Genomic DNA, 22,567 nt, shown 5'->3' on the forward strand with positions numbered 1-22,567 from the left:
ATGATGACTAATTTAAATCTGCTGATGCGCCACGGGCGAATTATTTTAAGTGTTCTGGTTCTGAATGCTTTTGGCGTTATATCGGTATCAGCGGCGGATAATATGCGTTTTCATGGCGCATTAGTGGCTGAGCCGTGCACAATTCGCCCTGGTGATGAGGCTATTAGTCTGAACTTTGGCACGGTAGTCGATAAATATCTTTATTCGAATCAGCGTACCTTAGGTAAACAGTTTCAAATTCATCTGGTTGATTGCGATATCAGCTTAGGCACTACTGCCAATATTATGTTCACGGGCAATGACAGCGTTAAGTTACCGGGATTATTAGCGGTTGATGGTAATGATGTGGGGATTGCTATTGGTCTTGAAACAATGGCAGGAAAAGCGTTGCCACTGAATCAATCCAGTGACGATATTCCACTGGATACGGGTTCTAATATTATTACATTGAAAGCTTATGTCAGAGGTGAACCAGACGCTATAGCTCAACGCACAATTAAACGCGGTGAGTTCAATGCAGTCGCAACATTTAATCTGCAATATTATTAATGGGTTCCCCCACTAATTTTATTTCAATAAGAATATTTCAATGCTGAAATTTATTATCAACAGCTTAAATGCCGATATGCGGATAGAGACAATGGAACTTAAACGAATGACACAGCCTAATATACGCTTAAGTAGTCAATATTTCTGGCTAATTGCTTGCGTGCTGTTTTTATTTCCACTTTATAGCCAGGCCAGTGCCTGGGTGTCGACCCAAACGCGGGTAGGGCAACAATACCAAGGGACATATTCTTGGCCGAGCGAAGAAATGCAGGGGGTACTTTGTACTGCTGCAACTTGTTCTGTGGCGATATGTCACTACTCGTCGGCGCCCGGTGCTGAAATATGTGGTAACCCGGAGAACGCATTGACACGAGTTTTTGTTTCTCAAGGGGCGACTGCCGAGGTTATGAGAGCGGCCTTTGTTGCTAAAAATGGGGTGTCGGGAAGTTGGAGCACGAATACTACTCTGCCGTTGTATGCCGCCGGTAGTTGTTTTGGTGTGATGTATTGGCAAGGCTCGACTGGAAATAATACCACTGGTAGGGTTATTCCCGGCTCTTATTGTGGCGCGGTCCCGCCGACTCCAGAAACCTGTGAGGTAACCGGTGATGTGTATATTAATTATGGTTCGCTTAGTCAACAAGCCGTTGATGGTGCAATAAAGAGTGAACAATTAATTATCAACTGTACTGTCAGAACATCGGTGAAGTTGACCCTTGTGGGGGGGAAAAGTATTCCTCTTGGACAAAATGGCAATCTCACATCGACATTAAAAGTGTCAGGGCAAGATTTATCCGGTGGTGTGACAGTCACAGGGAATGTGGGGAATACCCCGTTCTTGATTGAATCGACATTGCACGCACCCGCATTACCTGATGCTGGCTCGTTTACTGGTAGTGGAGTAGTGATTATGTCATACCAGTAAATAGTGATATATATGCATATGTGTTCCCTGCGTGCATAATTATTGTAGATATAAAATAACGATTCCAAGTCGTTATTTTATATCCATGAGTCAAGATTTCGTTGCTGTTATTTTTATATGGTGGCGAACCCTTGCGGCATTTATTTATCTATTAATTTAAATTAAATAAATGTTATTTTATGTTGTAACTTGTATTATTGTTGTTATAGTATGGATCTCGTGCGTTATATTAATTAAGTGTTGGGATAAACCTGATATTTAAAACGCATACTTCAATGGGCTATTAGATAATAGGCTATAAATTTTTATTTTCCTTTAAGGATTTTTCTCATGAAAAAAATGAACATGGCTGAAGCAAATACAATCGTTGGCGGTACTGGTGTAACTTGTAAAGATACTTATGAGTGGCTGTCAGGTAGTACTACTTTGACTTGCCAGGCTGTTACTACTTGTACTGACAAGCACGGTACAGTCACTAGCCGTACTGCTACAGCGACCAACATTGCTAACTGCAAATAAGATATAAATTAAGTATTCGTTAATTTTTATCGATATTTAATAGTATCCCAGGCAAGTGCGGGAGGAATTTCTGTACTTGCCTTATTTATTTCTTCAAATGTGTCATCGATGCTTAAATTCAAGAATTTTCGCATTAATTGAATGTTAGAAAGATTATTTCGTGGGCATAAATGTCATTTGACTCTATTTTATGTCTTACCTGAACTCTGATTGTGAATAAAATTAACTATGTCTACCAAATACAATATGTTTAGGAGTAAGGGATTTTTTATAGGCTATACACTGTTAGTTATCCTTATTTCTTCATTGATAACAACGGCCTATTTCCACTATTTCGTTCTTAATCAGGATGAACAGGAAACCCTATTCGCTGTCAGCAACAGTGAAGTTGAAAACAGCCCAATCAAAGACGATAAAACTATTATCGAGATCTTCTCTTATGGCTGCCATTACTGCGCCATCAATGAAGAGAATGTGACCCAATTAGAAAACCGCATGCCAGAAGGGACGCGTTTTGTTCGCCTGCATATCAGCAGTGATAAAACCACCGGCTTGGGGCGTTTTGCACCTATTTTCGCGACTTTATCCGTCATGGGTATTGAATCGCAGCATCGCCAAAGTGCCTACAAAGCGGTACTTGAAGACAACATTGATCTGAGTGATAACAGCCAACTCGAAACCTGGCTAAAAGCCAATGGCATTGATGTTGCCCAATATCAGCAAGTAAGCCAGTCAGCTGAAGTTAAAGAATTGATCGCGTATATGACGGCAGTCACCGCGCATTACAAAATTGACGCTACTCCGACCTTTATTGTCGGTAAAAAATGGATAGCGCTACAGGATCGTCAATTCCCAGAGTTCTCAGATCATCTCTTGTCATTACTCGAGCACGATAAGGCGCTGGAGAAATAATGAGACTGTTAGCCGTATGGGGTTATTTCGCCTGGAGAAACCAGCTAGATAAGCTGGCTTTCAGTGGGCGAGCATTGACTCACTTGCAAGCCAAACTGGCTGTCGGGTTATTACGGCATGGCGATTATCGCATTTTACTGATGCTCGGTGCTTTGCGCCGGGCTTTCGGTTTGTCGTCACGGCGTCAGAAGAACCTGGCTCGGGTGGCTGCGGCTAATAGTCAGTGTTTGTTGACCGGGCAGAAAAGCCCATCGGCACGCAGTTTTATCCGTACCGCGCAACGTCGTCAGGTATTAGAGTTGGCAGCAACCTTTGGGCAGAATCGGCGGATTTTAGCTCAATTGGCGGCTTGTACTCAGCAGTTGGATAGCCAAGTCAGTGCGCTGCACGAAGCGGGTTCTCCAGTGATTCTGGCACCTCTGCATATGGTCTCAGATGTGCTCGCCGGTATGGTTGGTGCGGGCACTTATCCAGGTTTGGCGACGGTGGTGGTTTCAGCCAGCGCAGAAGCATATGAAGAGCAAGCTCGGCAAATGGGGGGAGTGAATATCTCCTATTGCTCTATTCATGCGGATAGCCGTGCTATTGCCGGCAACCTGATGGACGCCATTATGGAAGCGGCAGAGCATAAGCGAAATATTATGATTTTTCCGGATATTACACCGGATTACACCGTCAATAACCAGACGACCGAAACCGCCAAAATTCCCTGCCAATTGTTCGGTCGCCCTGCCAATTTACACAGTGGAATTATCCGCCTGGCCAGAGCACTTTCAGCGCAAGTGGTTTTTTATTATCTGTATTACGACAAAGGAATAAAAATCCATGTTTATCCAGCGCTTAATGCACGGGAAGTTAAAAATAAACTACCCGAATTGATTGAAACATCAATGACGAAGCATCCACAAGATTGGCTGCTATGGCACTCACATTCGTTGTTTTTTATTAATGAATAATGTTACCTACAAAGAATAGTAGAAAATGGAAAAGATAATCCCAACGCTAGTTTTTCAAAGCGAAACCAATGAATGTGGTTTGGCCTGTATTGCGATGCTGGCACAGACGCAAGGCATTGATGCACCACTGGAAAGCTTGCGTGAGCGTTATCCTGCCTCAGGGCATGGCACATCACTGGCCAGGCTTTGTACTATTTTGTCTGAACTGGCCATACCGGCTTATCCGGTGGTGTTTGAACATCAGGAGCTGTCAGCGTTACCGCTGCCGGCCATTCTGCATTATGGTGCCAACCATTATGTGTTGCTCGCCTACCGCCAAGGTAACTATGTCTGCGTAATGAACCCGGCTATTGGCCAGCAGTTGCTGCCAATGGATGCCTTAAAAGCAGAAATCAGTGGTTACGCGTTGGTACTGGACCCTGAAACTCCGGCAGATCCAGACGCTGTGAAGAAAATTCAACAAAGTAAGCGGCTCAGTGCACTCGACTGCATGAGCTTAAAAGAGACGGCGAGTATCCGTGGAATCTACTGGCTGATGACGCTGGCATTTTTGATCTCTCTGACTCTGTTTATTATGCCGACCATGGTCAGCAGCGCTATTAATGATGTGTTTTCCTCTGCGGGCGATAAAGATTTTCCTTATTTCTATTTTCTATTGGCCTTTGTGGTCTCGACGTCATTAGCTTTTGCTGTGCGATATATCACCGAGCGTTATATCAAACACTTTGTGGTGCTTAACAGTGTGGCCGGTTTCTCCCGTTTACTCAGTCACTCGCTTAACTTCTTTGATAAGCGAGCGCCGGGTGACATCTTCAGCCGGTTCTCCAACTGGCAGATGGCTGCAACACAGAAAATCGAACTGGATAATGGCCTGCGTACCGACTGGATCATCGGCGCAATTGCACTGGCAGTGATGTGCTATATGAGCCCACTGTTGGCAATGGTGTCGGCTATCGGTGTGATGTTGATGGGGCTTATCAGTATTTGGGCCATCTATCGTGACCGCTATTACACCCAGCAATTGCAAGTGAAAGGTGCTGAGCAAAGCGATTTTATTCTGGAGAGTATTCAGGGTTTTTCTACCATTAAATCTGCCGGTTTATCCAGCCAACGCCAAGGGGTGTTTGCCGGTCTGGCGCTGTCACTGTTCACGGCATTACAGAAGAAGAAAATCTACGATCAGGTTAAAAATAGCCTTTATCAACTGATTGGCAGCTTGGAAATGGTGTTCTTCATGCTGCTTGCCTTGCCATTGTTAAAGCAAGGGACACTGAGTCTGGGGGAGTTTTTTGCCTATAGTTTTGTGCGCGAAATTTTCACCTCCTACATCACTAAAATATTCTATGCCATTTTGCAGAAGAACCAATTGCACGTCATTGATATCCGCGCGCGCGACTTATTCCCAGCCGGACAACCGACACCCACAGAAAGTCGCTCAGCAGTACCGAAAGCTCCGCCGGTGTTTAACCATCAGCTGGTTTATCAAAATATTCGTTTTGCTTACGATGCCAGCCAACCGGTATTGCGTGATTTGTCGCTGTCACTGACGCGTGGACAAAGTGTGGCGATCGTGGGGGAATCCGGTGCCGGGAAAAGTACCTTGCTGAAAGTGATGGCAGGGCTGATGCCGCCACAGCAAGGGCAAGTTATCGTGGATGGGGAACCAGTTGATTTTCAACAGGCCCATGCGCTGTTCTTCCTGCAAAGTCAGGAAGATATCCTGTTTAATGCCTCGGTATTACAAAATATCACCTTGTTTGATGGGCATTTTGATGCCGAAAAACGCCAGCGTATTGAGCGCTCACTGCAAGGTCTGCAATTAACTCATGTTATCGATAAATTGCCAGGTGGCCTCAGTGCGTTGGTACGTGAAAGCCATTCGGCACTCTCTTTAGGGCAGCGCCAACGGTTGTTACTGGCTCGCGCGATGTACAGCGACTGCCCAGTGCTGGTGCTGGATGAGCCGACGGCCAATCTGGATGAAGAGACGGCTAAGCAGGTAATGCAGACCTTACTGGACCATTGCCGTGAATATCAGAAAACATTGATCACCGTGACTCACAGTGAAAGTGTGCTGCCGATGTTTGACAAAATCGTCCGCCTAAATGACGGACAGCTGGTGCGTTGTATTCAGCCAGTAGTATCCGGTCATCTTACTCCAGCGGCGGTAAACTGATGCGTATCAATATGTTGAACAAAAAACAGCGATTAGCGCTGGCCCTGCTGATTATCGTGCTGCTGGTTATCGGTGGGGTCGTGGCTCTGTTGTTATCGGGTGATAAACAAGATGCGCCGCAGTTAACCGCCACTGTGGATCGCGGTGATATTGAACGTAATGTCATGGCCAGTGGCAGTTTAAAACCTTCACTGCAGGTCAATGTGGGGGCGCAGGTCAACGGGCAGCTCACTAAACTTTATGTCAAACAGGGTGAGCGCGTCACTCGTGGTCAATTGTTGGCTGAAATTGATCCAACCTTGCAGCAAAACGAATTGCGTAAATCGGAAGCCGAATTACAAAGCGCGCAAGCACAAAAGCAGGCGACTCAAGCTTTGTTGCGTCAATATTTGCTCGAACTCCGTCGCCAGCAGAAGTTGGCAAAAGAGGGCTCTGGCGTACAAAGTACACTGGAAAAAGCGCAGGCACAATATGACAGTCAGTTAGCGCAACTTAATGTTAATGAAGCACAAATTGTACAAAGCCAAATGGCTTTAGAGACCGCAAAAGCTAATCTCGGTTTTACCCGCATCATGGCACCTATTGACGGTGAAGTACTGGGGATCGTCACCAAAGAGGGGCAGACTATTGTTTCCTCACAAACTGCGCCGACCATTATGGTATTGGCAAATGTCGATACCATGACAGTACAGACGCGGATTTCAGAAACCGATATCCTCAAAGTCAGTGTCGGACAACCTTTGTGGTTTTACGTGGTGGCTGACCCTGAGCGCCGCTACGAGAGCCGGATGGATGCTATTCAGGAAGCCTCCGCAGACAGCTTGCGTGAAGAGAGTTCTGGGCAAGCAAACAACCAGCAGCCTTCTGCGGTTTATTACAACGGGCTATTTAGCATTGCCAACCATGAGCGGCTATTGCGTACATCAATGACTGCGCAGGTCTTCATCATTACCGCACAAGCTAAAAATGTGTTGCGCGTGCCACTGGCTGCTTTAGGTGAACAGCAACCTGTTTCAGAGCCCAAAGCAGACAAACGCTATCGTATTCAGGTGACCAAAGACCAACAGACTACCGAACGCTGGGTTTCTATTGGCCTGCGTGATAGTCAATATGCTGAAGTGAAAGAAGGGTTAGATCAGGGTGAGCAGGTTGTACTCAGTGGTGCGTCGTCGGGAGTGAATAATGGACATTAATCCTGTTCATCACGATGACACCAACCACGCCCCGTTGATTCAACTCAAGGGGATCTATCGCCATTTTGCTTCTGGCAGCGCGTCGGTTGCGGTACTCAAGAATATCTCATTGTCGATTCACCGTGGCGAAATGGTGGCGATTATTGGTGCTTCTGGTTCCGGTAAATCAACACTGATGAATATTATTGGCTGCCTGGATAAACCGACGCAAGGGGAGATGTCGATTCATAACATCCCGACGCGGCAGGCCAGCAGTGAACAACTGGCGCAATTACGCAGCCAGTACATTGGTTTTATTTTTCAGCGCTACCACTTAATGCCGTATTTAACAGCGACCGAAAATGTGGTTATCCCGGCACTATATACCGCAATGAGTGCGGATGAGCGCCAGGATCGCGCGACTTATTTGTTGCGCCGTTTAGGCCTTGGCCAGCACTTGCTGCACAAACCGGCGCAGCTCTCCGGTGGGCAACAGCAGCGAGTGAGTATCGCCCGTGCCCTGATGAATGGGGCCGGTATTATTCTGGCCGATGAACCGACCGGGGCACTTGATAGCACCAGCGGGCAGGAGTTGATGGGGATTTTGCACGGCCTGCATCAGTCCGGGCACACCATTATCATCGTGACCCATGACCGCAATATCGCTAATCAGGCGCAGCGTATTATCGAGATCAGTGACGGTGAAATTATTTCTGATCGTAATAATGAGGCTACCGGCGCTGCGGCTGTCAATGCAGCACTGCCCGCGACCGTCGCCACTGGCCGTCCACACTGGTGGCTGAGTGTCAAAGAGGCTATCAAAATGGCCTGGCGCTCACTGCTTGGGCACCGTATTCGTGCTTTTTTATCGATGCTCGGCATTATTATCGGCATCTCTTCGGTGGTGTCCTCAATGGCGGTTGGGGAAGGGGCTCGTCAGGAAATCCTGAATGAAATCAGTCAACTGGGAACCAGTAATCTGGATGTTCGTCCAGGGTTAGGTTGGGATAAACCCCGGCCTGATTTTGAACGTGCACTTTCACCCAGCGATGTTGAGCTGCTTCGCCACCAGCCTTATGTTGATAGCTTATCACCCGTTGTGAACAAAGTGGTTGCCGCGGTGCGGGGCGATAAACAAGTGATGGTTTCGCTCTCTGGGGTCAGTGATGGCTTCTTTCAGGTAAAAGGGCTGAATTTTATGGCCGGTGATGGTTTTACCCAGAGCCACGTTAATGCCCGCGAGCCAGTGGTCATTCTGCAACCTGAGCTCAGTGATACCTTGTTTGCTGCTGGAGAAAATCCGATTGGTGAAATTGTTCAGTTGGATGGTATTCCGCTACGCGTTATGGGCGTTGCCAAGCGCGGCAATTCATCATTCGGGGGCTTATTAACCGCCTGGATGCCTTATACCTCTCTGACCGAGCGTATTTCGGGGGATATTCCGTTGGAGTCGATCTCGGTGCGGGTTCGTGAAGGTTACTCGCTGAATGATGTGCAACAAGATGTCGAAAAGTTGCTGGAGCAAGCCCATGGTCAGCGGGACTTTTTCATTCTCAGCAATGACCAGATGAGCAAAGCGATTCAGAAAACATCTGACTCCATGACACTGCTGATCACCTCGATTGCCGCTATTTCTCTGTTGGTGGGCGGGGTAGGTGTGATGAATATCATGCTGGTGTCGGTGACTGAGCGTACTCATGAAATTGGTATTCGTCTCTCCGTGGGTGCACGACCGAGCGACATTATGCTTCAGTTTCTGATTGAGGCAGTAGTGATCTGCACCCTCGGCGGCCTGATTGGCATTGTTGGCTCTGCACTGGCAGGGGTGATTTTCTCTTGGGTTACCCAGACCTTTACCATGATCTTCACCTGGCCGCCGTTAGTGTTGGCTTGTAGTTTCTCCGCGCTTATCGGGCTGGGATTTGGTTTTTTCCCGGCGCGCAATGCCGCTCGTTTGCATCCAACCGAGGCGCTGGCACGAGAATGATGAAATTAATTAACGCTGGGATTATTACCCTGCTGCTGACCGGTTGCGGTTCTTTACTGAAGAGTGATTATCAGCGTCCCATGCTGTCAGTACCTGATGAGTGGCGAGTCAAAGACAGTGGTGGTGGCTACCTGCACCACAGTGTGCACTGGTGGGAAAATTTCGATGATCCGCAATTGTCAGAAAGCATCAGCCGTATGTTGATCAGCAATAATGACCTCGCGACCGCGGGGTTGAAATTGCAGCAGGCGCGCTTAACGGCGGGGCTGACGAATACCAATTTGAATCCTGGTGTCACATTGACGGGCACTGGCAGTAATACTCGATCATTGAATGAAAATACTCAGCCACGAGAAAACTACAGCACTTCATTTGGCTTGAGCTACGAGCTGGATCTGTGGGGTAAATTAGCCCGTGCCCGTGAGCAATCGGCTTGGCTGGTCAATGCGACTGAACAAGATCGGCAGGAAACTGCGCTTTCACTGATTGGCACCACTGCTCAACTCTACTGGCAGATTGCTAAATTCAATCAACAGTTGGGCTACCAGCAGGCGGCAGTGGCTATTTCGCAAGATACCCTCAAAATCGTGCGCTCGCGCATAGAGGCGGGAGATGCGGGTGAAATCGAGCTGTTACAGGCGCAACAGACCTTACTGGAACGTCAAAATCAGTATCACAATCTCGAACAGCAGCGGGAAGCCGCACGCAATGCTATGGCATTGCTGTTTAATCGTGCACCTGATTATCGTCAGGCCGAACGTAAGGCACTGGATTTACAACAGCAGGTGCCGATCGCCGAAAGTTTACCGCTACAGGTGATTGCACTGCGGCCTGATGTACAGGCTGCCGAGTGGCGTTTACGTGCTGCATTAGCCGGCTCGGATGTCGCCAAACTGAATTTCTACCCGACACTTTCACTGGGGGCCACCTTGGATGCCGGTAGTTCGGTATTTTCACAATGGTTTAGCAACCCAAGCCGGACACTGAGTGTTAACAGCGCATTGCCTTTCTTACAGTGGAATACCGTGCAGCTTACCATCGACCAGTCAAAGCTGGACGTGCAATTGGCAGCGGTCGATTTTCGCAGCAAGGTCTACAGCGCACTGAAAGATGTAGATGACGCAATGACCCAACGGCTGAGTTATCAGCAACAAAAACAGAATCAGTGGCAGAACCTGCAACTCAGCCAACGTCGACTGAGCCTAGCCAGCAGTCAATATCAGGCAGGTGCAGTCTCATTTCAGACCTTACTGGATGCGCAGGATGCCCTGCTGACCAGTGAAACCAGTATGCTCGAACTTCAATATAACTACCTGAATGCCACCATGAAATTGTGGTTAGCCTTAGGTGGCGGTGTTGATAGCAGCAGGGAAAGTATAGGAATTAAATCATGACGAATACCGTTAAACAGCGCCGGGTTGTAGTGACTGGCTATGGCAGTGTGACCCCAATGGGTATGGACGCGCAGCAGAGCTGGGCGGCGATTATGGATTACCAATTGGGTTACCGTTATTACGATAAATCCGAGCAGGGGATTAAATCGCGATTCTTTGGCTTGCTTGATGCAGAGCCTAATTTGAAAGCGGTACCCGCTGCGATACGCCGCCGCCTGCCGCGCTATGCCCGACTGGCGCTGGCTGCAGCACGAGAAGCCATGGCGATGGCCTTTGCCGAGAAGTCCCCGGCAGACTATTACGATTTGCTCGATTGCGGCACCATCATCGGCAGTGGCTGGGCAGGTCAGGATGAAACCCATGATAACTATGAAGGTTATCTGGAAACCGGGCTGGGTACCCCATTCGGTTGTTTCCTGTCAATGCCGAATGCCGGGACGGCGGCATGCAGCTTGTACTGGGGATTGCGCGGTTACCAGAACTCACCGATCGCCGCTTGTGCCACCGGTACCATTGCCATTGGTGATGCCTTTGAAATCATTCGTAGCGGACGAGCGTCCATGATGCTGGCGGGAGCGGGAGAATCACTGCGCAGTGATGCCGCAGTGTGGAATATCGATATCTTGGGCGCACTGGCGCGCGAGCAGGAAGATGCTAGCAAAGCCAGCTGTCCGTTTAGTTTAGACCGCAATGGTTTTGTGCTGTCCGAAGGGGCGGCAGTGCTGTGTCTGGAAGAGCGGGAAGGGGCTATTGCCCGTGGCGCTCATATCCTCGGCGAGATAAAAGGTTACGGTAACTACTCCGATGCCTTTGATTTCACAGCACCTGCAGAAGATAAAGTGGCCCGCGTGAAAACTATCCAACATGCCTTACAGCAGGCGGGTTTGAGTGCCGATGACATTGATTACGTTAACCTGCACGGCACCTCCACTCAGCTTAACGATCTGAATGAAACTCAAGCCATTAAACAGGCATTTGGTGACGCGGCTTATACCACGCCGTTGTCCAGTACCAAATCCTATTCAGGCCATTTGATTGCAGCAGCAGGCAGCTTTGAATCCATTATCTGTTTGCAAGCTTTGCAACATCAGATGATGCCAGCCACCTGTAATCTGAAGAATGCCGACCCGCAATGTGACCTTGATTACATCAGCGAAGGGCATCGTTCAGCGGCATTACGCAACACCCTAAACCTGAGCTTTGGTTTTGGCGGCGCGAATGCTGCATTGGTCATCGGGCTGGATTGAATATGACCTTTAACTCGTCGTTTAATTACCATTACAGCCTCAGTGATGCTGAACGTTGGGCTGAGTTTTCCGGTGATTACAATCCAATCCATTTTGATCTGCAACATGCACAGCATTTGGGGCAGGAGCAACTGACTGTCCACGGTATGCGCGCCATGCTGGATATTAAATATCAGCTTAGTACCGCGTTATTAACTGCACTACCCGACACTGATTTTTTGCGTTTCAATGCGCGCTTGCGCCAACCGGTGTTATGCCATACGCCGTATCAGTTACAACTGAGTCAAACGCAGGGGCAGGTGAGTGGCAATCTGCTCGACAGTGCTAATGGTGAAAGTTGCTTTAACGGCAAGCTGCGCAGTGCGCCAGCGTTGCGACAAACTGACTGTGAGCCATGGAGCTCTTTGCCTGCGGACGATGTTTATCAACTCAGCCAGCAATTTCCCGGTGATACATCGCATCCGGCAGAGTGTTGGGCGTTTTTCGATGCACTGCTGTTTAAGTTGCTGGTCGCAGCTCCGCAAACACTGGCAACGGCCAAAGAGGTGTTGCCAGGCATTCAGGCGGAAACCTTGATCGATGTCTTCAAGCATGTGCCGGTTATTCAGACGCATCATGATGTGCATTTCAGTGCTGATTTGCTGCGCATCAACCAACCGAATTTATTTGTCCGCAGTGCACTGCACTATGCCATCGAGCCGACACTGGTTGTTGGTAATCCTGAAGATGGCTGGGTATTGCGCTCGGCTATTGCGGCCCGGACCGACATCGGGCCATTAATTACCACCGCTGTAACATTAAAAACGTGGCCATTAGCCGCGCATTAAGAAAGGATAAAACCATGGAAAAGTATCAACACGTTTATGACACCGTATGTGAAATGTTATGTGACGCCAAAGATTTGGAAATGTCGGCGCTGTCACCTGAAATGCCTCTGCATCAGTTAAAACTCGACAGTCTGGATTATGTTGAATTGATGGTGCTGGCAAAACGCGAATTCGGTGCCACGCTGAATGCCGAAATGTTTATGGAAAGCCCGGACATGACTTTAGGCGAGCTTTGTCAGAAGCTGGCTGAGCAGAAGAAGTAATACTATGAGCAGGCAATGGGTGTTAATTACTGGCGGCAGCCGTGGCATTGGCCGGGCATTGGTTGAAGAGCTGGCCAAAGAGTGGGATGTTGTTTTTACCTGGCGTCATGGTGAACAGCAAAGTCACGATGTCATCGAAAGTTGTGAAGGATTACCCGGTCGGGTGACTCGCTATCGTTGTGACGGCAGCAATGAAGCTGATGTTGATACATTGGCCCCACAATTATTAGAAAAGTATGGTCCGCCCGGTGCGGTTATCCATAATGCTGGCATTACTGGCGATAGCTTACATATTCAGCAAAATGGTGATAACTGGCGTAATGTCATGGATACCAATTTGAATGCTATTTTCTACTGGAATAAGCACCTCTTGCCGTCAATGATGATGCAGGGCGAGGGGGCTGTGTTGCTGATGTCTTCGGTTACCGCCATCAAAGGCAATATCGGACAGAGTGCTTATGGGGCCAGTAAAGCGGCAATGATTGGTCTTGGTCGCTCTCTGGCTCTTGAGATGGGCCGCTTTGGTATTCGGGTAAATTGCTTGCTACCGGGAATAATTGACAGTGATATGACGCGTAATATGCCTGCTGATGCCTTAAAAGGATTACGTAAGCAGATCCCATTACGTCGTTTAGGTGATGCGCAAGAAGTCGCTCGTGTCAGTGCCTTTATGATAGGTAATGATAGCCGTTATATGACCGGGCAGGCATTAGTGCTGGATGGCGGATTAACGGCTTAAACCCAAATTACTTGAAGCTACAGGGGGGTTAGCTACTCTCGCTCACCCGAATCACTTACTTGAGTTAGCTCATCGAGATGAACTCGCTTGCTGTCTACCTGTAGCTTCAATGATTTTAAGATGAAAATAATGGGTAATTAATGGCCGCTTATTCGGAAATATTCCACTTGTGGGCTAAGGTGGATTTTGTCTCTCCACTCAGCCATTGGTTAACTTCGCTAAGAAGTGGCTGATTATCTTTGGCCATCATATACACTTTGTAGCTGCCAGTGCCGGGTAATATTTCCGGTGTTGCGACACAAAATACCCCCGGTTCTTTGCTCTGGTAATAATCCCCTTCGATTAAATCAGTAAACATAATATCGGCACTTTTATCTCGGACGCCCTGCAAATTGGCGACATTATCTTTGGTGCGGATGATTTGTGCTTGCTTGATATTTGCATCGACAAAAGATTGATTAGTGCCACCCGGATTCACAATCACTTTCACCGTTTCTTTATCGATGGCCTCGAGTGTAGGGAATTTTTTAGCTTGCTGGCAGTTGGCTAATGCAATTTTACCGTTTTTAACAACCGGGCTGGATAGTGCGAATTGTGCAGCACGGCCAGGTGTTTCTGTGACTCCGCCCATCGCAATATCAAATTTGTCTGCCGCTAAATCTTCAGACAGTGTTGGCCAACTACTCGGCACAAAATTAATTTTAAGTTTTAGACTTTCACCCAGCGATTTTGCCATATCAATATCGTAACCCACTAATTGCCCCTGCTTATCGTGAAATGCCAGAGGTGCATAGTCACCGGGGACACCAATCCGTAATTCCCCGCTCTGTTTTATTTCCTGCCAGCTTTTTGCCAATACTTGTTGGCTGCCGAGTAATGCCACGATCATTATGCCCAGAGATAATTTCTTCATTTTTATTCCTGTTATTTTTATAAAAGTCAGAATGAGAATAACGTGTTGTCTTATTTTTAATCAATGATTTTATTGGGGAATGTTGTGGGAAAGTAGCCGAAAGCAAAAATGGCCTCCCGTATTGCTACGAGAAGCCATTTATAAAACACTACTTAAAAGTTAATCCGAAAACCGATGTTAGCCATGATGGGTGACTCAACATGTGTGCCTTTACGATAATTCGCTTCAGCATAAAGCGTCGTTTGCTTTGTCAGATTAACATCTACACCCAGCCCATATTTTGCGGTATTGCCAGAGAAATCATTATTAAAGTCATTTACCTGGTTGATGGTCACGGTATTTGACTTAATAAACTCTCTTTCCATCGCGACTTTAGCGTAAGGGCGAACAATAGCACCATTCTTCAGGTCGAATTTTGTCCCAAGATGGGTTCCTAACTCGCCTTTTGCTGAACGGTTACTATCAATTTTGGCTTTCATACCATTGTTCAGTGCAATATCTTTATCTTGTGCCGTGAAATAACTGGTACGAACATAAGGCTCAACAAACCAATTATCGGACAGTTTGTAATGGTAGCCAGCTTCCAGCGAACCACCTAATGCATTCTGGTCGTAATTACTTTGTACAGAACCTACGTTTGTCATATTGGCATTCAGTGAGTTCTTAAAATGGTTAGCTTTGAGAACTGCATCAATATAATAGCCACTGTTATCGAAATAACTGCCGTACGCGCCCAAGCTATAACTGTCAATTGTACTGTTACCACCACGAGCATGCTTCAAGCGGTTATTGCTGTAAGAGGTAAAGCCCCCTAATACTAATTGTCCTGAAGAGAGGCCAAATACTTTATCAGCACCTATTTCAAAACCATCCTGCTGTAAACGATAAGCAGCATCATGGGCTGCACTGAATCGAGTATTGTTGGTCAAATAGCGGCCCCAAACACTGGCATTGTCGCCTTTACTATTATTTAAATCGCCTTTACGTGATCTCAGATTCTGCAATTCGCCATCAAAAATAAACTGGCTGGCCGAGGCCATACTTAATACGGCGTCAGTTGATGGAGTGGTTTTCTGGTTAGCTTCAGGCTCTACCGGTGCTGGTCCAGGCTCCACGGTGCCAGGTTCTTCTGGTTCAAGTCCTGCATCCAGTGTGCTACCTAAATACCACAGATTTCCCCCGGCTCTGGCCGAGTTGTCCCACTTTTGCAAGCCATAAACATATGTGCCGCCATCGATTTCAGTGATGTTAGCTCCAGTAAAGGAGGCTAGTGTGAAATGAGCATTACCACTGAGATCGTGGATAAGGTCTAAAGTTGTTTCACCTGGTGCAGTTATTTCAACACCAGAATCATTCACCATCACTTTGTGTGACCCGCTGCCATTAGCGATGGTCACGAAGTTACCTTTACCTTCAGCAATTGAGGTGTTGAATAAGAAAGAACCTGAACCAGAAAGTGTGCCGATATTTAGTGAGGTATAATTGCTACCGGTGCCTGCCAGAAATGAAACTTGACCGCTATTTAACATTAAGTTATCAACGGTAGCAGAAGCATTATTCGCTGCATTATATCGCACTCTTAAATGGGTATCGTCACCATTAAGAACGATATTCTGAGCATAAGCACCGTTAGTTTCATCGGTATCTAGATAGACTGATGCTGTGTTATTGACTTCGGTCAGTCCGGTTAATTTCGCTCCAGCACGCACCCAAGAATAAGCACGATCAAATAAGCTTGTATTGTGCGACTCACCACCAGTATAGATATTTTGGTAAGACGAACCGTTAAATGTTGCGTCGCTGGAAAGCCCGGTAGCATCAATACGCTGGGAGGCCGTATCAGCGAATGTAGCATTAACACTATGGCCATTAGCGGCAACAACCTGTCGGCTGGAATCAACAAATTCCGAGTCGTAAGATGTGGCTTTAGTATCCCAGTTTTTCGACTCGTTCTTGATACCCCAAAGCATTTCATAGGAGGTATCTTGATAGTGGCTATTGGAGATATAGGGGTTGAATTGAACACTGCCATCTTCTGCCGTTTCAGTGTAAACATTCCCGCTCATAGCAAATTGGGTTGAGACAACTACGGCGGAATTACCTTTCGCAATAGTCTGGTCGGCTGAGGTCATTACCCACATCAGACTATTATTTAGTGTGGTATTTTCTGCCCGACCTTCATAGGTAGGACCACCCTGATAGTGAGTACCAGTGATTGTGAAACGACTATTATTAACTTCAGTATAACGAATAGTGCCGAGGGCAACGGCTGCGCCGAAATAGTTGTGAGGTTGATATAATTCATATCCATCACCATTAAAAATAAAGTGATGATCTTCAGTACCTGCCGTTACACCATCGCCTAGTGAAATACTGTGAAATTCACCTGCACCAAATTTAGATTGTTCGCAAATATCGGAGACGGTATAACCCACACAAGGTGCCGCATTAGCACTCATTGAGGTCGCTGTATAAATAATGGAAGAAATAGCGATACTTAGGTAGGTTCTTTTTATATGAATATTCATTGAGGTAAAATTCCTGGTTAATTTATATAAAATTATTGGTGTCTAAATGTTCTCCACTGAAACGTTATTAATAAGGTTAGTGCTATTGGATGTAATTAATGGGTATAATTACAAATGTAATTACGCCATATTAATTATTAACTCAATTTAATGAATATTTGAGTTCTAAATCAGTGGGAGGATGGTAACAAAGGAATGAGTTATGGTGTATGGGAACAGATACCCATCTATGTAGGAAAAATCCCAGGCTCTACCGATAATGATCGAGGTCAATAAATGGGATTAACCTTCAAGCAAGATAATCATGTTTAAATACTATTTGGTTTATTCTTTTATCAATAGAATATCCGCAGATAAACGACTCTGCGGATACTTTTGATATTAATACTTATTCTTGATAAGGCGTATATTCCCCGGTCAGACTTTCGAGGAACGCAACGATATCGAGAACATCCTGTGGTGGCAGGTTAGTGCCGACCTGATATTTCAACATCATCTCGACCGCTTGAATCAGATCTTCGGCTTGAGCATCGTGGAAATAAGGGGCTGTCAGCGCAATGTTACGCAGACCCGGTGTTTTAAAGCGATGCATATCACGGGGGGCTTGAGTAACATTAAAACGGCCATGGTCATCAGCCGTCAGCTCTTTTGGTCGATCGGCAAAGTAATTGGCTTTTAATCCCATTAGATCATAAGACTGTCCGCCAAGATTCTTACCAACGTGGCAGGTATCGCATTTATTTTTTTGGAATAACACTAAGCCATTTTTCTGACTGGTCGTTAAGGCATTAACATCCCCTTTCAAATAGCGATCAAAAGGACTATTGGGTGTGGTTAGGGTTTTCTCAAATTCAGCAATGGCATCAGTAATGGTTTGTTCGGAATAACCTTGCGGATAAACCTGAACAAATTCTTGAGTTAACTGTGTATCTTGTTGCAGTTTATTAATGATGTCATCCCATGAAGCTGAGGCCATTTCCACCGGATTAAGCGGTGGCCCGCCAGCTTGCTGTTGTAAATCAACGGCACGGCCATCCCAGAATTGATTAACATTAAATACGGCATTGAAGACGGTTGGGGCATTAATTCCGCCTTTCTGACCGTCAACCCCAGTTGAGGTAGCCAGATTATCGACCCCGCCTTTTGTCAGCAGATGACAACTTGCGCAGGAGATGGTGTTATCACTGGATAGTCTCGGGTCGTGGAAGAGACGTGCACCTAGCGCGACTTTTTTACCGTCTACTGGCAGGGCATCCGGCAGAGGCTGCAATGTCAGGTGCTTCATGTCACTGCTGCTGTTTGAAGGGAAATGCTCTGCCCGGTGTGATTTTACCCAATCCAGGATTTGGTTACGTTCCTCGGCATTGATACCAGAAGACCAATGTAAAACTTCAAAACGTTGTGGTGGCATTTGTTCGCGGGCAATAGCCGATTCAATTTTAGCTAAATCAGCCTCCGGTAAGGCGCTATTTTCTTTAATAGCCAATAAGGTGGGTTCCAATGAAAAATATTGGCTGCCTTGTTGAATATCGTAATCCATTAATTGTTTCACGCCTGGAATAACAGCATAAAACGGCAGGGATGCACTGCTGGTATGGCAATAATCGCAGCCCTTTTGATAAAACAAATTACTGACTTGTTGATTGGTTAGTGTGGTATTGCCCGCAGAGGGAATTGCATCGTTGGTTATGATTTCTTCCTCGCTGATTAATGCCTTACTGCGTGCGTTATCCGCCATGTAGATATAGCCAGCCATACCCAGATAACCTGCAACTATTAATATACCTCCGCCAATTAACCATTTTCTTATCACAGCAGCACTCCTTTGTTGTGTGGAAAGTGATAAGTCACTTTCACATTTATCCCCTTCGTATTTGAAGCCGACAACCTGCAACGCCAATTACGTTGGGTATAGGGTTTTTATCCTGTTAATAACCTTATTTATTGAATGGGATTATCTCTGGGCTGTGTTAACTGATGGTTGACCTTTATCAAGCTAGTAGGGCAGCTTTGCCTATCGTTGAGATAGCCTTTGTCTATTAACTGCAGAAAAACGTAGTGGCTGATAAGCATTGGGGTCAATAGAGTTTATGACCGACACCATCTCAGCTAATTTTGTGATGTCTGACACTTTCCCCCTATTTCATCGTGATGTGGCTCACAACAATTTATGCATTTGCCCAAAAAACCCTGCCTTTATTGTCTTTTTTGCAGCCAATTTCCTAATGACTAATCGACAGTTATCTTCAATACTGGTCAAGTGAAATGCAATTCCACTTTAAAAGATCCGTCGTTTTAATATTTTGCATGAGTAAATCATCATTAAAAATAAGGGATTAACGATTTGAGCTCACAGGGATAGCGGCCATTTAGTCAGGAGATATCAGCGAGGCAATCACTGTTCCGACTGAAAACAAAATGAACTCTAAAGGCAGGTAATCAGGTGAAAATAATATCCGTAGACGTAACTGTATTTTCTTATCCAACCCGGCGTGTTTCTGATAGCGCAGGGCATTCGCACCCCGGTGAGGAATCACTGGCAAAAATGGCCATGCTGACTTTGACCACTGACGAGGGTGACTGTGGTTATGCATTTGCACCACCGGAAGTGATTCGTCCACACATCATCAACAGCTTCTTTAAGAAAGTCTTGATAGGACAAAACCCATTTGACCGTGAGCGGCTGTGGAATGATTTGGTCCATTGGCAGCGCGGCAGTGCCAATCAGTTAACTGATCGGGCGCTGGCTATCGCTGAGCAGGCTATTTGGGATCTGCTGGGGCGTAAACTGGGTCAGCCAGTCTATAAATTGCTGGGAGGTTATCGCGACAAAGTGTTGGCCTACGGCAGCACCATGTGCGGTGATGAGTTAGCCGGTGGGCTCTCCACCCCAGATGAGTATGCGCGTTTTGCCGAACAACTGGTGGCCAGAGGATATAAGGGCATTAAATTGCATACCTGGATGCCGCCGGTCTCCTTTGCGCCCAGTCCACAAATGGATGTCCGAGCCTGTGCTGCGGTACGTGAAGCCGTCGGCCCCGATATTGCTTTGATGCTGGATGGTTACCATTGGTACAGCCGCAGTGATGCACTCTATATTGGCCGCGAACTGCAAAAACTGAATTTCAGTTGGTTTGAAGAGCCGATGGAAGAACAGAGCATGGCCTCTTATTGCTGGCTGCGGGAAAACCTACAGATAGACATCATCGGACCTGAAAGTCTGGCGGGGAAATACTTCAGCCGTGCTGATTGGGTAAAAGCCGGTGCCTGCGATATTTTACGTGCTGGTGTTCAAGGTGTGGGCGGAATTACGCCTTGCTTGAAAGTGGCCCATTTAGCGGAGTCCTTCGGGATGGATTGTGAAATCCACGGTAACGGCGCGCCAAATCTGGCGGTGGTCGGTGCTATCCGTAACTGCCGCTGGTATGAGCGTGGGTTGCTGCATCCATTCCTTGATTACGATGAGCCAGCCGCATACCTCAACAGCATCATCGATCCGATGGACAGTGACGGTTATGTCTCGTTACCGACGCGCCCTGGATTAGGCGAGGATATTAACTTCGACTATATCGAAGCCAATACCCTGCATTCTTGACGCCACAGGGTTGTTAGCCACGCGTACTCACCCGAATCACTAATTTGTCGTTGTTATTACATAAATAAGCTTATCGGGATGCGTTTGCTCACAGCCTACCTGCAACGTCAATGACTCAGGGTGATCTTTCGCGGCTAAAAAATTATTTCGACCTATAAAAACAAGCATTCAGATCTAGCCTTTTCTTACCGGAGATGGTCCATGAACGCGATAATAATAGTTAGAACATTCCTCCTTACCCTACTGATTACCCTGACGTCGATGGGTGTCAGTATGGCGAAAACGCCCAATGACCAACTGATTGTTGGCATGAATATGAACAACCTACTGTCACTCGATCCGGCCGCTATGACCGGCAATGATGCCGTTTCTATCATTGTTAATTTGTATGATTCTTTGGTGGAGTTGGATCCACATACACCGAGCAAAGTCCTGCCCGGTGCGGCCACCGAGTGGAAAATCAGTGATGACGGCAAGTTAATTACTTTTACCTTGCGTGAGGGGATGAAGTTCCACTCTGGCAATCCGGTGACGGCAGCCGATTTTGCCTGGTCAATGAATCGCCTGATGCATTTGAATCTGGCGCAAGCAACCACCTGGAAATCCTACGGTTTTACCGCAGATAACGTGGAGCAGTTGATCCGTGCTAAAGATCCTCTCACGGTGGAGATTGAGCTGCCTAAGCCGACCGACCCGAAACTGGTGATTTATTCGTTGGCAACCTTGGGCAGTGGCTCGATTCTTGACCGTGCCACGGTGATGCAACATGAGAAAAATGGTGATTGGGGCAATGGCTGGCTGACCACCAATGAAGCGGGTTCAGGCCCATTCAAACTGGATGTTTGGCAGGCAAAAGATGTGCTGCGTATCAACCGGGTGGATAATTACTGGCAAGGTGACGCCAAAATGAAGCGAGTGATATTCCGCCATATGACGGAGTCGCAAGCGTTGCGGTTAATGATTGAAAAAGGGGATATTGATATTGCCAGTGGCATGTCAGTACCCGATATTAATGCGCTGAAAAATAATCCGGAAATTCAAGTCGATGAAGTTCAGCGCGGCACTATTTATTATGTTGCGATGAGCCTGAAAGAGCCGCATTTCGCCAATCCGAAGGTGCGCGAAGCCGTACGGTACTTAATTGATTATGATGGGATTAATAAAACTATCATGCCGGGCTATGGGATCTTCCATCAACGCCCGATCCAGAAAGGGATGGATGTCACACTGCCCGATCCCGGCTATAAACTCGATGTAGCGAAAGCCAAGGCACTGTTAGCCGAAGCAGGGTATCCAGACGGTTTCACCACTACCCTGCGGGTGTTGTCTGATCCACCGTTTATCAATGTCGCCACCGCGGTTCAATCCACACTGGCACAGGCCGGGATTCAGGCCAAAATTCTGACCGGCACCGGTAATCAGGTCTATGGTGCCATGCGCGATCGCCAGTTCGACATGCTGGTGGGCCGTGGTGGTGGTGGTGTTGATCCACATCCCCACTCTAGCCTGCGCTCAATTGCCTATAACCCGGATAATAGTGATGCCGCCAAGTTGACCAACTTCCAGGGCTGGCGCACCTCTTTCTACGATAAACAACTGAATGATTTGATTGATAACGCGCTTATTGAGAAAGATCCGGCCAAACAAAAGCAAATGTACGTGGTAGTACAGGAGCGCTATGACGCGCTATTCCCAGCCATCTTACCGATTTCACAAATGGTTGATTCCGTCGTGGTGCGCAAAGACGTGGTTGATTACGTCCCGCATCCGTCAACTACGACCCGCCTGCTACAGGTGTATAAGCAGCGATAATTCACGGCAAGTAACCTAAACCCAGGGCAAGGTGTCAGTGTGCTTTGCCCATT

Annotated in this window: 18 protein-coding genes; 15 read left to right on the top strand and 3 right to left on the bottom strand. The window is 47.0% G+C overall.

What is annotated here, in order from left to right; genetic code table 11:
* Window positions 1-3: 3 nt before the first annotated feature.
* The 13 genes from DJ58_RS04910 (at window position 4) to DJ58_RS04850 (ending at window position 13,666) form a co-directional block, all read left to right on the top strand.
* Window positions 4-549, top strand: coding sequence for a fimbrial protein (locus tag DJ58_RS04910; protein WP_032910012.1), 546 nt, complete (start codon window positions 4-6; stop codon window positions 547-549).
* Window positions 550-640: 91 nt separating this feature from the next.
* A complete protein-coding gene (locus DJ58_RS04905) occupies window positions 641-1,474 on the top strand; it encodes an MrpH family fimbial adhesin (RefSeq protein ID WP_072186932.1) in 834 nt (277 codons plus the stop codon).
* A gap of 330 nt (window positions 1,475-1,804) precedes the next feature.
* Entirely contained in the window at window positions 1,805-1,993 is a 189-nt protein-coding gene (locus tag DJ58_RS04900) for a DUF4762 family protein (protein ID WP_004706301.1), read from the top strand.
* Between the two features lie 228 nt (window positions 1,994-2,221).
* Window positions 2,222-2,905, top strand: coding sequence for a DsbA family protein (locus DJ58_RS04895; protein WP_161598494.1), 684 nt, complete (start codon window positions 2,222-2,224; stop codon window positions 2,903-2,905).
* Window positions 2,905-3,861, top strand: coding sequence for a lysophospholipid acyltransferase family protein (locus DJ58_RS04890; protein WP_004706302.1), 957 nt, complete (start codon window positions 2,905-2,907; stop codon window positions 3,859-3,861). Before DJ58_RS04895 ends, DJ58_RS04890 begins: the two co-directional genes overlap by 1 nt.
* 25 nt (window positions 3,862-3,886) lie before the next feature.
* Window positions 3,887-6,037 (top strand): peptidase domain-containing ABC transporter, encoded by a 2,151-nt coding sequence (locus DJ58_RS04885; protein WP_004706303.1) that lies wholly within the window; start codon window positions 3,887-3,889, stop codon window positions 6,035-6,037.
* Window positions 6,037-7,230, top strand: coding sequence for an efflux RND transporter periplasmic adaptor subunit (locus DJ58_RS04880; RefSeq protein WP_032910013.1), 1,194 nt, complete (start codon window positions 6,037-6,039; stop codon window positions 7,228-7,230). Before DJ58_RS04885 ends, DJ58_RS04880 begins: the two co-directional genes overlap by 1 nt.
* Window positions 7,220-9,196 carry a MacB family efflux pump subunit gene (locus DJ58_RS04875; RefSeq protein ID WP_032910014.1) on the top strand — a complete coding sequence of 659 codons (1,977 nt, stop codon included), beginning with the start codon at window positions 7,220-7,222 and terminating at the stop codon, window positions 9,194-9,196. Before DJ58_RS04880 ends, DJ58_RS04875 begins: the two co-directional genes overlap by 11 nt.
* Complete coding sequence (locus DJ58_RS04870) at window positions 9,196-10,590, top strand: efflux transporter outer membrane subunit (protein WP_032910071.1); 1,395 nt, start codon at window positions 9,196-9,198, stop codon at window positions 10,588-10,590. The genes DJ58_RS04875 and DJ58_RS04870 overlap by 1 nt, the downstream gene beginning before the upstream one ends.
* Complete coding sequence (locus tag DJ58_RS04865) at window positions 10,587-11,837, top strand: beta-ketoacyl-[acyl-carrier-protein] synthase family protein (RefSeq protein WP_032910015.1); 1,251 nt, start codon at window positions 10,587-10,589, stop codon at window positions 11,835-11,837. Before DJ58_RS04870 ends, DJ58_RS04865 begins: the two co-directional genes overlap by 4 nt.
* A 2-nt stretch (window positions 11,838-11,839) precedes the next feature.
* Entirely contained in the window at window positions 11,840-12,664 is an 825-nt protein-coding gene (locus tag DJ58_RS04860; protein WP_004706306.1) for a hotdog family protein, read from the top strand.
* A gap of 14 nt (window positions 12,665-12,678) precedes the next feature.
* The gene (locus tag DJ58_RS04855; protein WP_004389134.1) at window positions 12,679-12,927 is read left to right on the top strand and encodes an acyl carrier protein; all 249 of its coding nucleotides are present in this window, start codon (window positions 12,679-12,681) and stop codon (window positions 12,925-12,927) included.
* 4 nt (window positions 12,928-12,931) lie between these two features.
* Window positions 12,932-13,666, top strand: coding sequence for an SDR family NAD(P)-dependent oxidoreductase (locus tag DJ58_RS04850; RefSeq protein ID WP_032910016.1), 735 nt, complete (start codon window positions 12,932-12,934; stop codon window positions 13,664-13,666).
* Window positions 13,667-13,814: 148 nt separating this feature from the next.
* Here DJ58_RS04850 and DJ58_RS04845 read toward each other — a convergent pair whose 3' ends face one another.
* The 3 genes from DJ58_RS04845 to DJ58_RS04835 all read right to left on the bottom strand — a co-directional run bounded on the left by DJ58_RS04845 (window position 13,815) and on the right by DJ58_RS04835 (window position 18,920).
* On the bottom strand, window positions 13,815-14,579 hold the full coding sequence (locus DJ58_RS04845) for a transporter substrate-binding domain-containing protein (protein WP_004706308.1): 765 nt from the start codon (window positions 14,577-14,579) through the stop codon (window positions 13,815-13,817).
* Window positions 14,580-14,731: 152 nt separating this feature from the next.
* Window positions 14,732-17,107 carry an autotransporter outer membrane beta-barrel domain-containing protein gene (locus DJ58_RS04840; protein WP_032910017.1) on the bottom strand — a complete coding sequence of 792 codons (2,376 nt, stop codon included), beginning with the start codon at window positions 17,105-17,107 and terminating at the stop codon, window positions 14,732-14,734.
* A 388-nt stretch (window positions 17,108-17,495) separates the two neighbouring features.
* Window positions 17,496-18,920, bottom strand: coding sequence for a cytochrome c peroxidase (locus DJ58_RS04835; protein WP_032910018.1), 1,425 nt, complete (start codon window positions 18,918-18,920; stop codon window positions 17,496-17,498).
* A gap of 630 nt (window positions 18,921-19,550) precedes the next feature.
* Between DJ58_RS04835 and DJ58_RS04830 the strand changes: the two genes are divergently transcribed.
* Both DJ58_RS04830 and DJ58_RS04825 read left to right on the top strand, forming a co-directional pair.
* Window positions 19,551-20,702, top strand: a complete 1,152-nt coding sequence (locus DJ58_RS04830) for a mandelate racemase family protein (RefSeq protein ID WP_004706311.1) — start codon at window positions 19,551-19,553, stop codon at window positions 20,700-20,702.
* Window positions 20,703-20,963: 261 nt separating this feature from the next.
* The gene (locus DJ58_RS04825; RefSeq protein ID WP_004706312.1) at window positions 20,964-22,514 is read left to right on the top strand and encodes an ABC transporter substrate-binding protein; all 1,551 of its coding nucleotides are present in this window, start codon (window positions 20,964-20,966) and stop codon (window positions 22,512-22,514) included.
* Window positions 22,515-22,567 lie beyond the last annotated feature (53 nt).

The sequence above is a fragment of the Yersinia frederiksenii ATCC 33641 genome (assembly GCF_000754805.1).
Lineage (GTDB): Bacteria > Pseudomonadota > Gammaproteobacteria > Enterobacterales > Enterobacteriaceae > Yersinia > Yersinia frederiksenii.

Coding starts and splice junctions, on each gene's coding strand:
- DJ58_RS04910 (WP_032910012.1), top strand. CDS start 4: ATGACTAATTTAAATCTGCTGATGCGCCACGGGCGAATTATTTTAAGT.
- DJ58_RS04905 (WP_072186932.1), top strand. CDS start 641: ATGGAACTTAAACGAATGACACAGCCTAATATACGCTTAAGTAGTCAA.
- DJ58_RS04900 (WP_004706301.1), top strand. CDS start 1,805: ATGAAAAAAATGAACATGGCTGAAGCAAATACAATCGTTGGCGGTACT.
- DJ58_RS04895 (WP_161598494.1), top strand. CDS start 2,222: ATGTCTACCAAATACAATATGTTTAGGAGTAAGGGATTTTTTATAGGC.
- DJ58_RS04890 (WP_004706302.1), top strand. CDS start 2,905: ATGAGACTGTTAGCCGTATGGGGTTATTTCGCCTGGAGAAACCAGCTA.
- DJ58_RS04885 (WP_004706303.1), top strand. CDS start 3,887: ATGGAAAAGATAATCCCAACGCTAGTTTTTCAAAGCGAAACCAATGAA.
- DJ58_RS04880 (WP_032910013.1), top strand. CDS start 6,037: ATGCGTATCAATATGTTGAACAAAAAACAGCGATTAGCGCTGGCCCTG.
- DJ58_RS04875 (WP_032910014.1), top strand. CDS start 7,220: ATGGACATTAATCCTGTTCATCACGATGACACCAACCACGCCCCGTTG.
- DJ58_RS04870 (WP_032910071.1), top strand. CDS start 9,196: ATGAAATTAATTAACGCTGGGATTATTACCCTGCTGCTGACCGGTTGC.
- DJ58_RS04865 (WP_032910015.1), top strand. CDS start 10,587: ATGACGAATACCGTTAAACAGCGCCGGGTTGTAGTGACTGGCTATGGC.
- DJ58_RS04860 (WP_004706306.1), top strand. CDS start 11,840: ATGACCTTTAACTCGTCGTTTAATTACCATTACAGCCTCAGTGATGCT.
- DJ58_RS04855 (WP_004389134.1), top strand. CDS start 12,679: ATGGAAAAGTATCAACACGTTTATGACACCGTATGTGAAATGTTATGT.
- DJ58_RS04850 (WP_032910016.1), top strand. CDS start 12,932: ATGAGCAGGCAATGGGTGTTAATTACTGGCGGCAGCCGTGGCATTGGC.
- DJ58_RS04845 (WP_004706308.1), bottom strand. CDS start 14,579: ATGAAGAAATTATCTCTGGGCATAATGATCGTGGCATTACTCGGCAGC.
- DJ58_RS04840 (WP_032910017.1), bottom strand. CDS start 17,107: ATGAATATTCATATAAAAAGAACCTACCTAAGTATCGCTATTTCTTCC.
- DJ58_RS04825 (WP_004706312.1), top strand. CDS start 20,964: ATGGGTGTCAGTATGGCGAAAACGCCCAATGACCAACTGATTGTTGGC.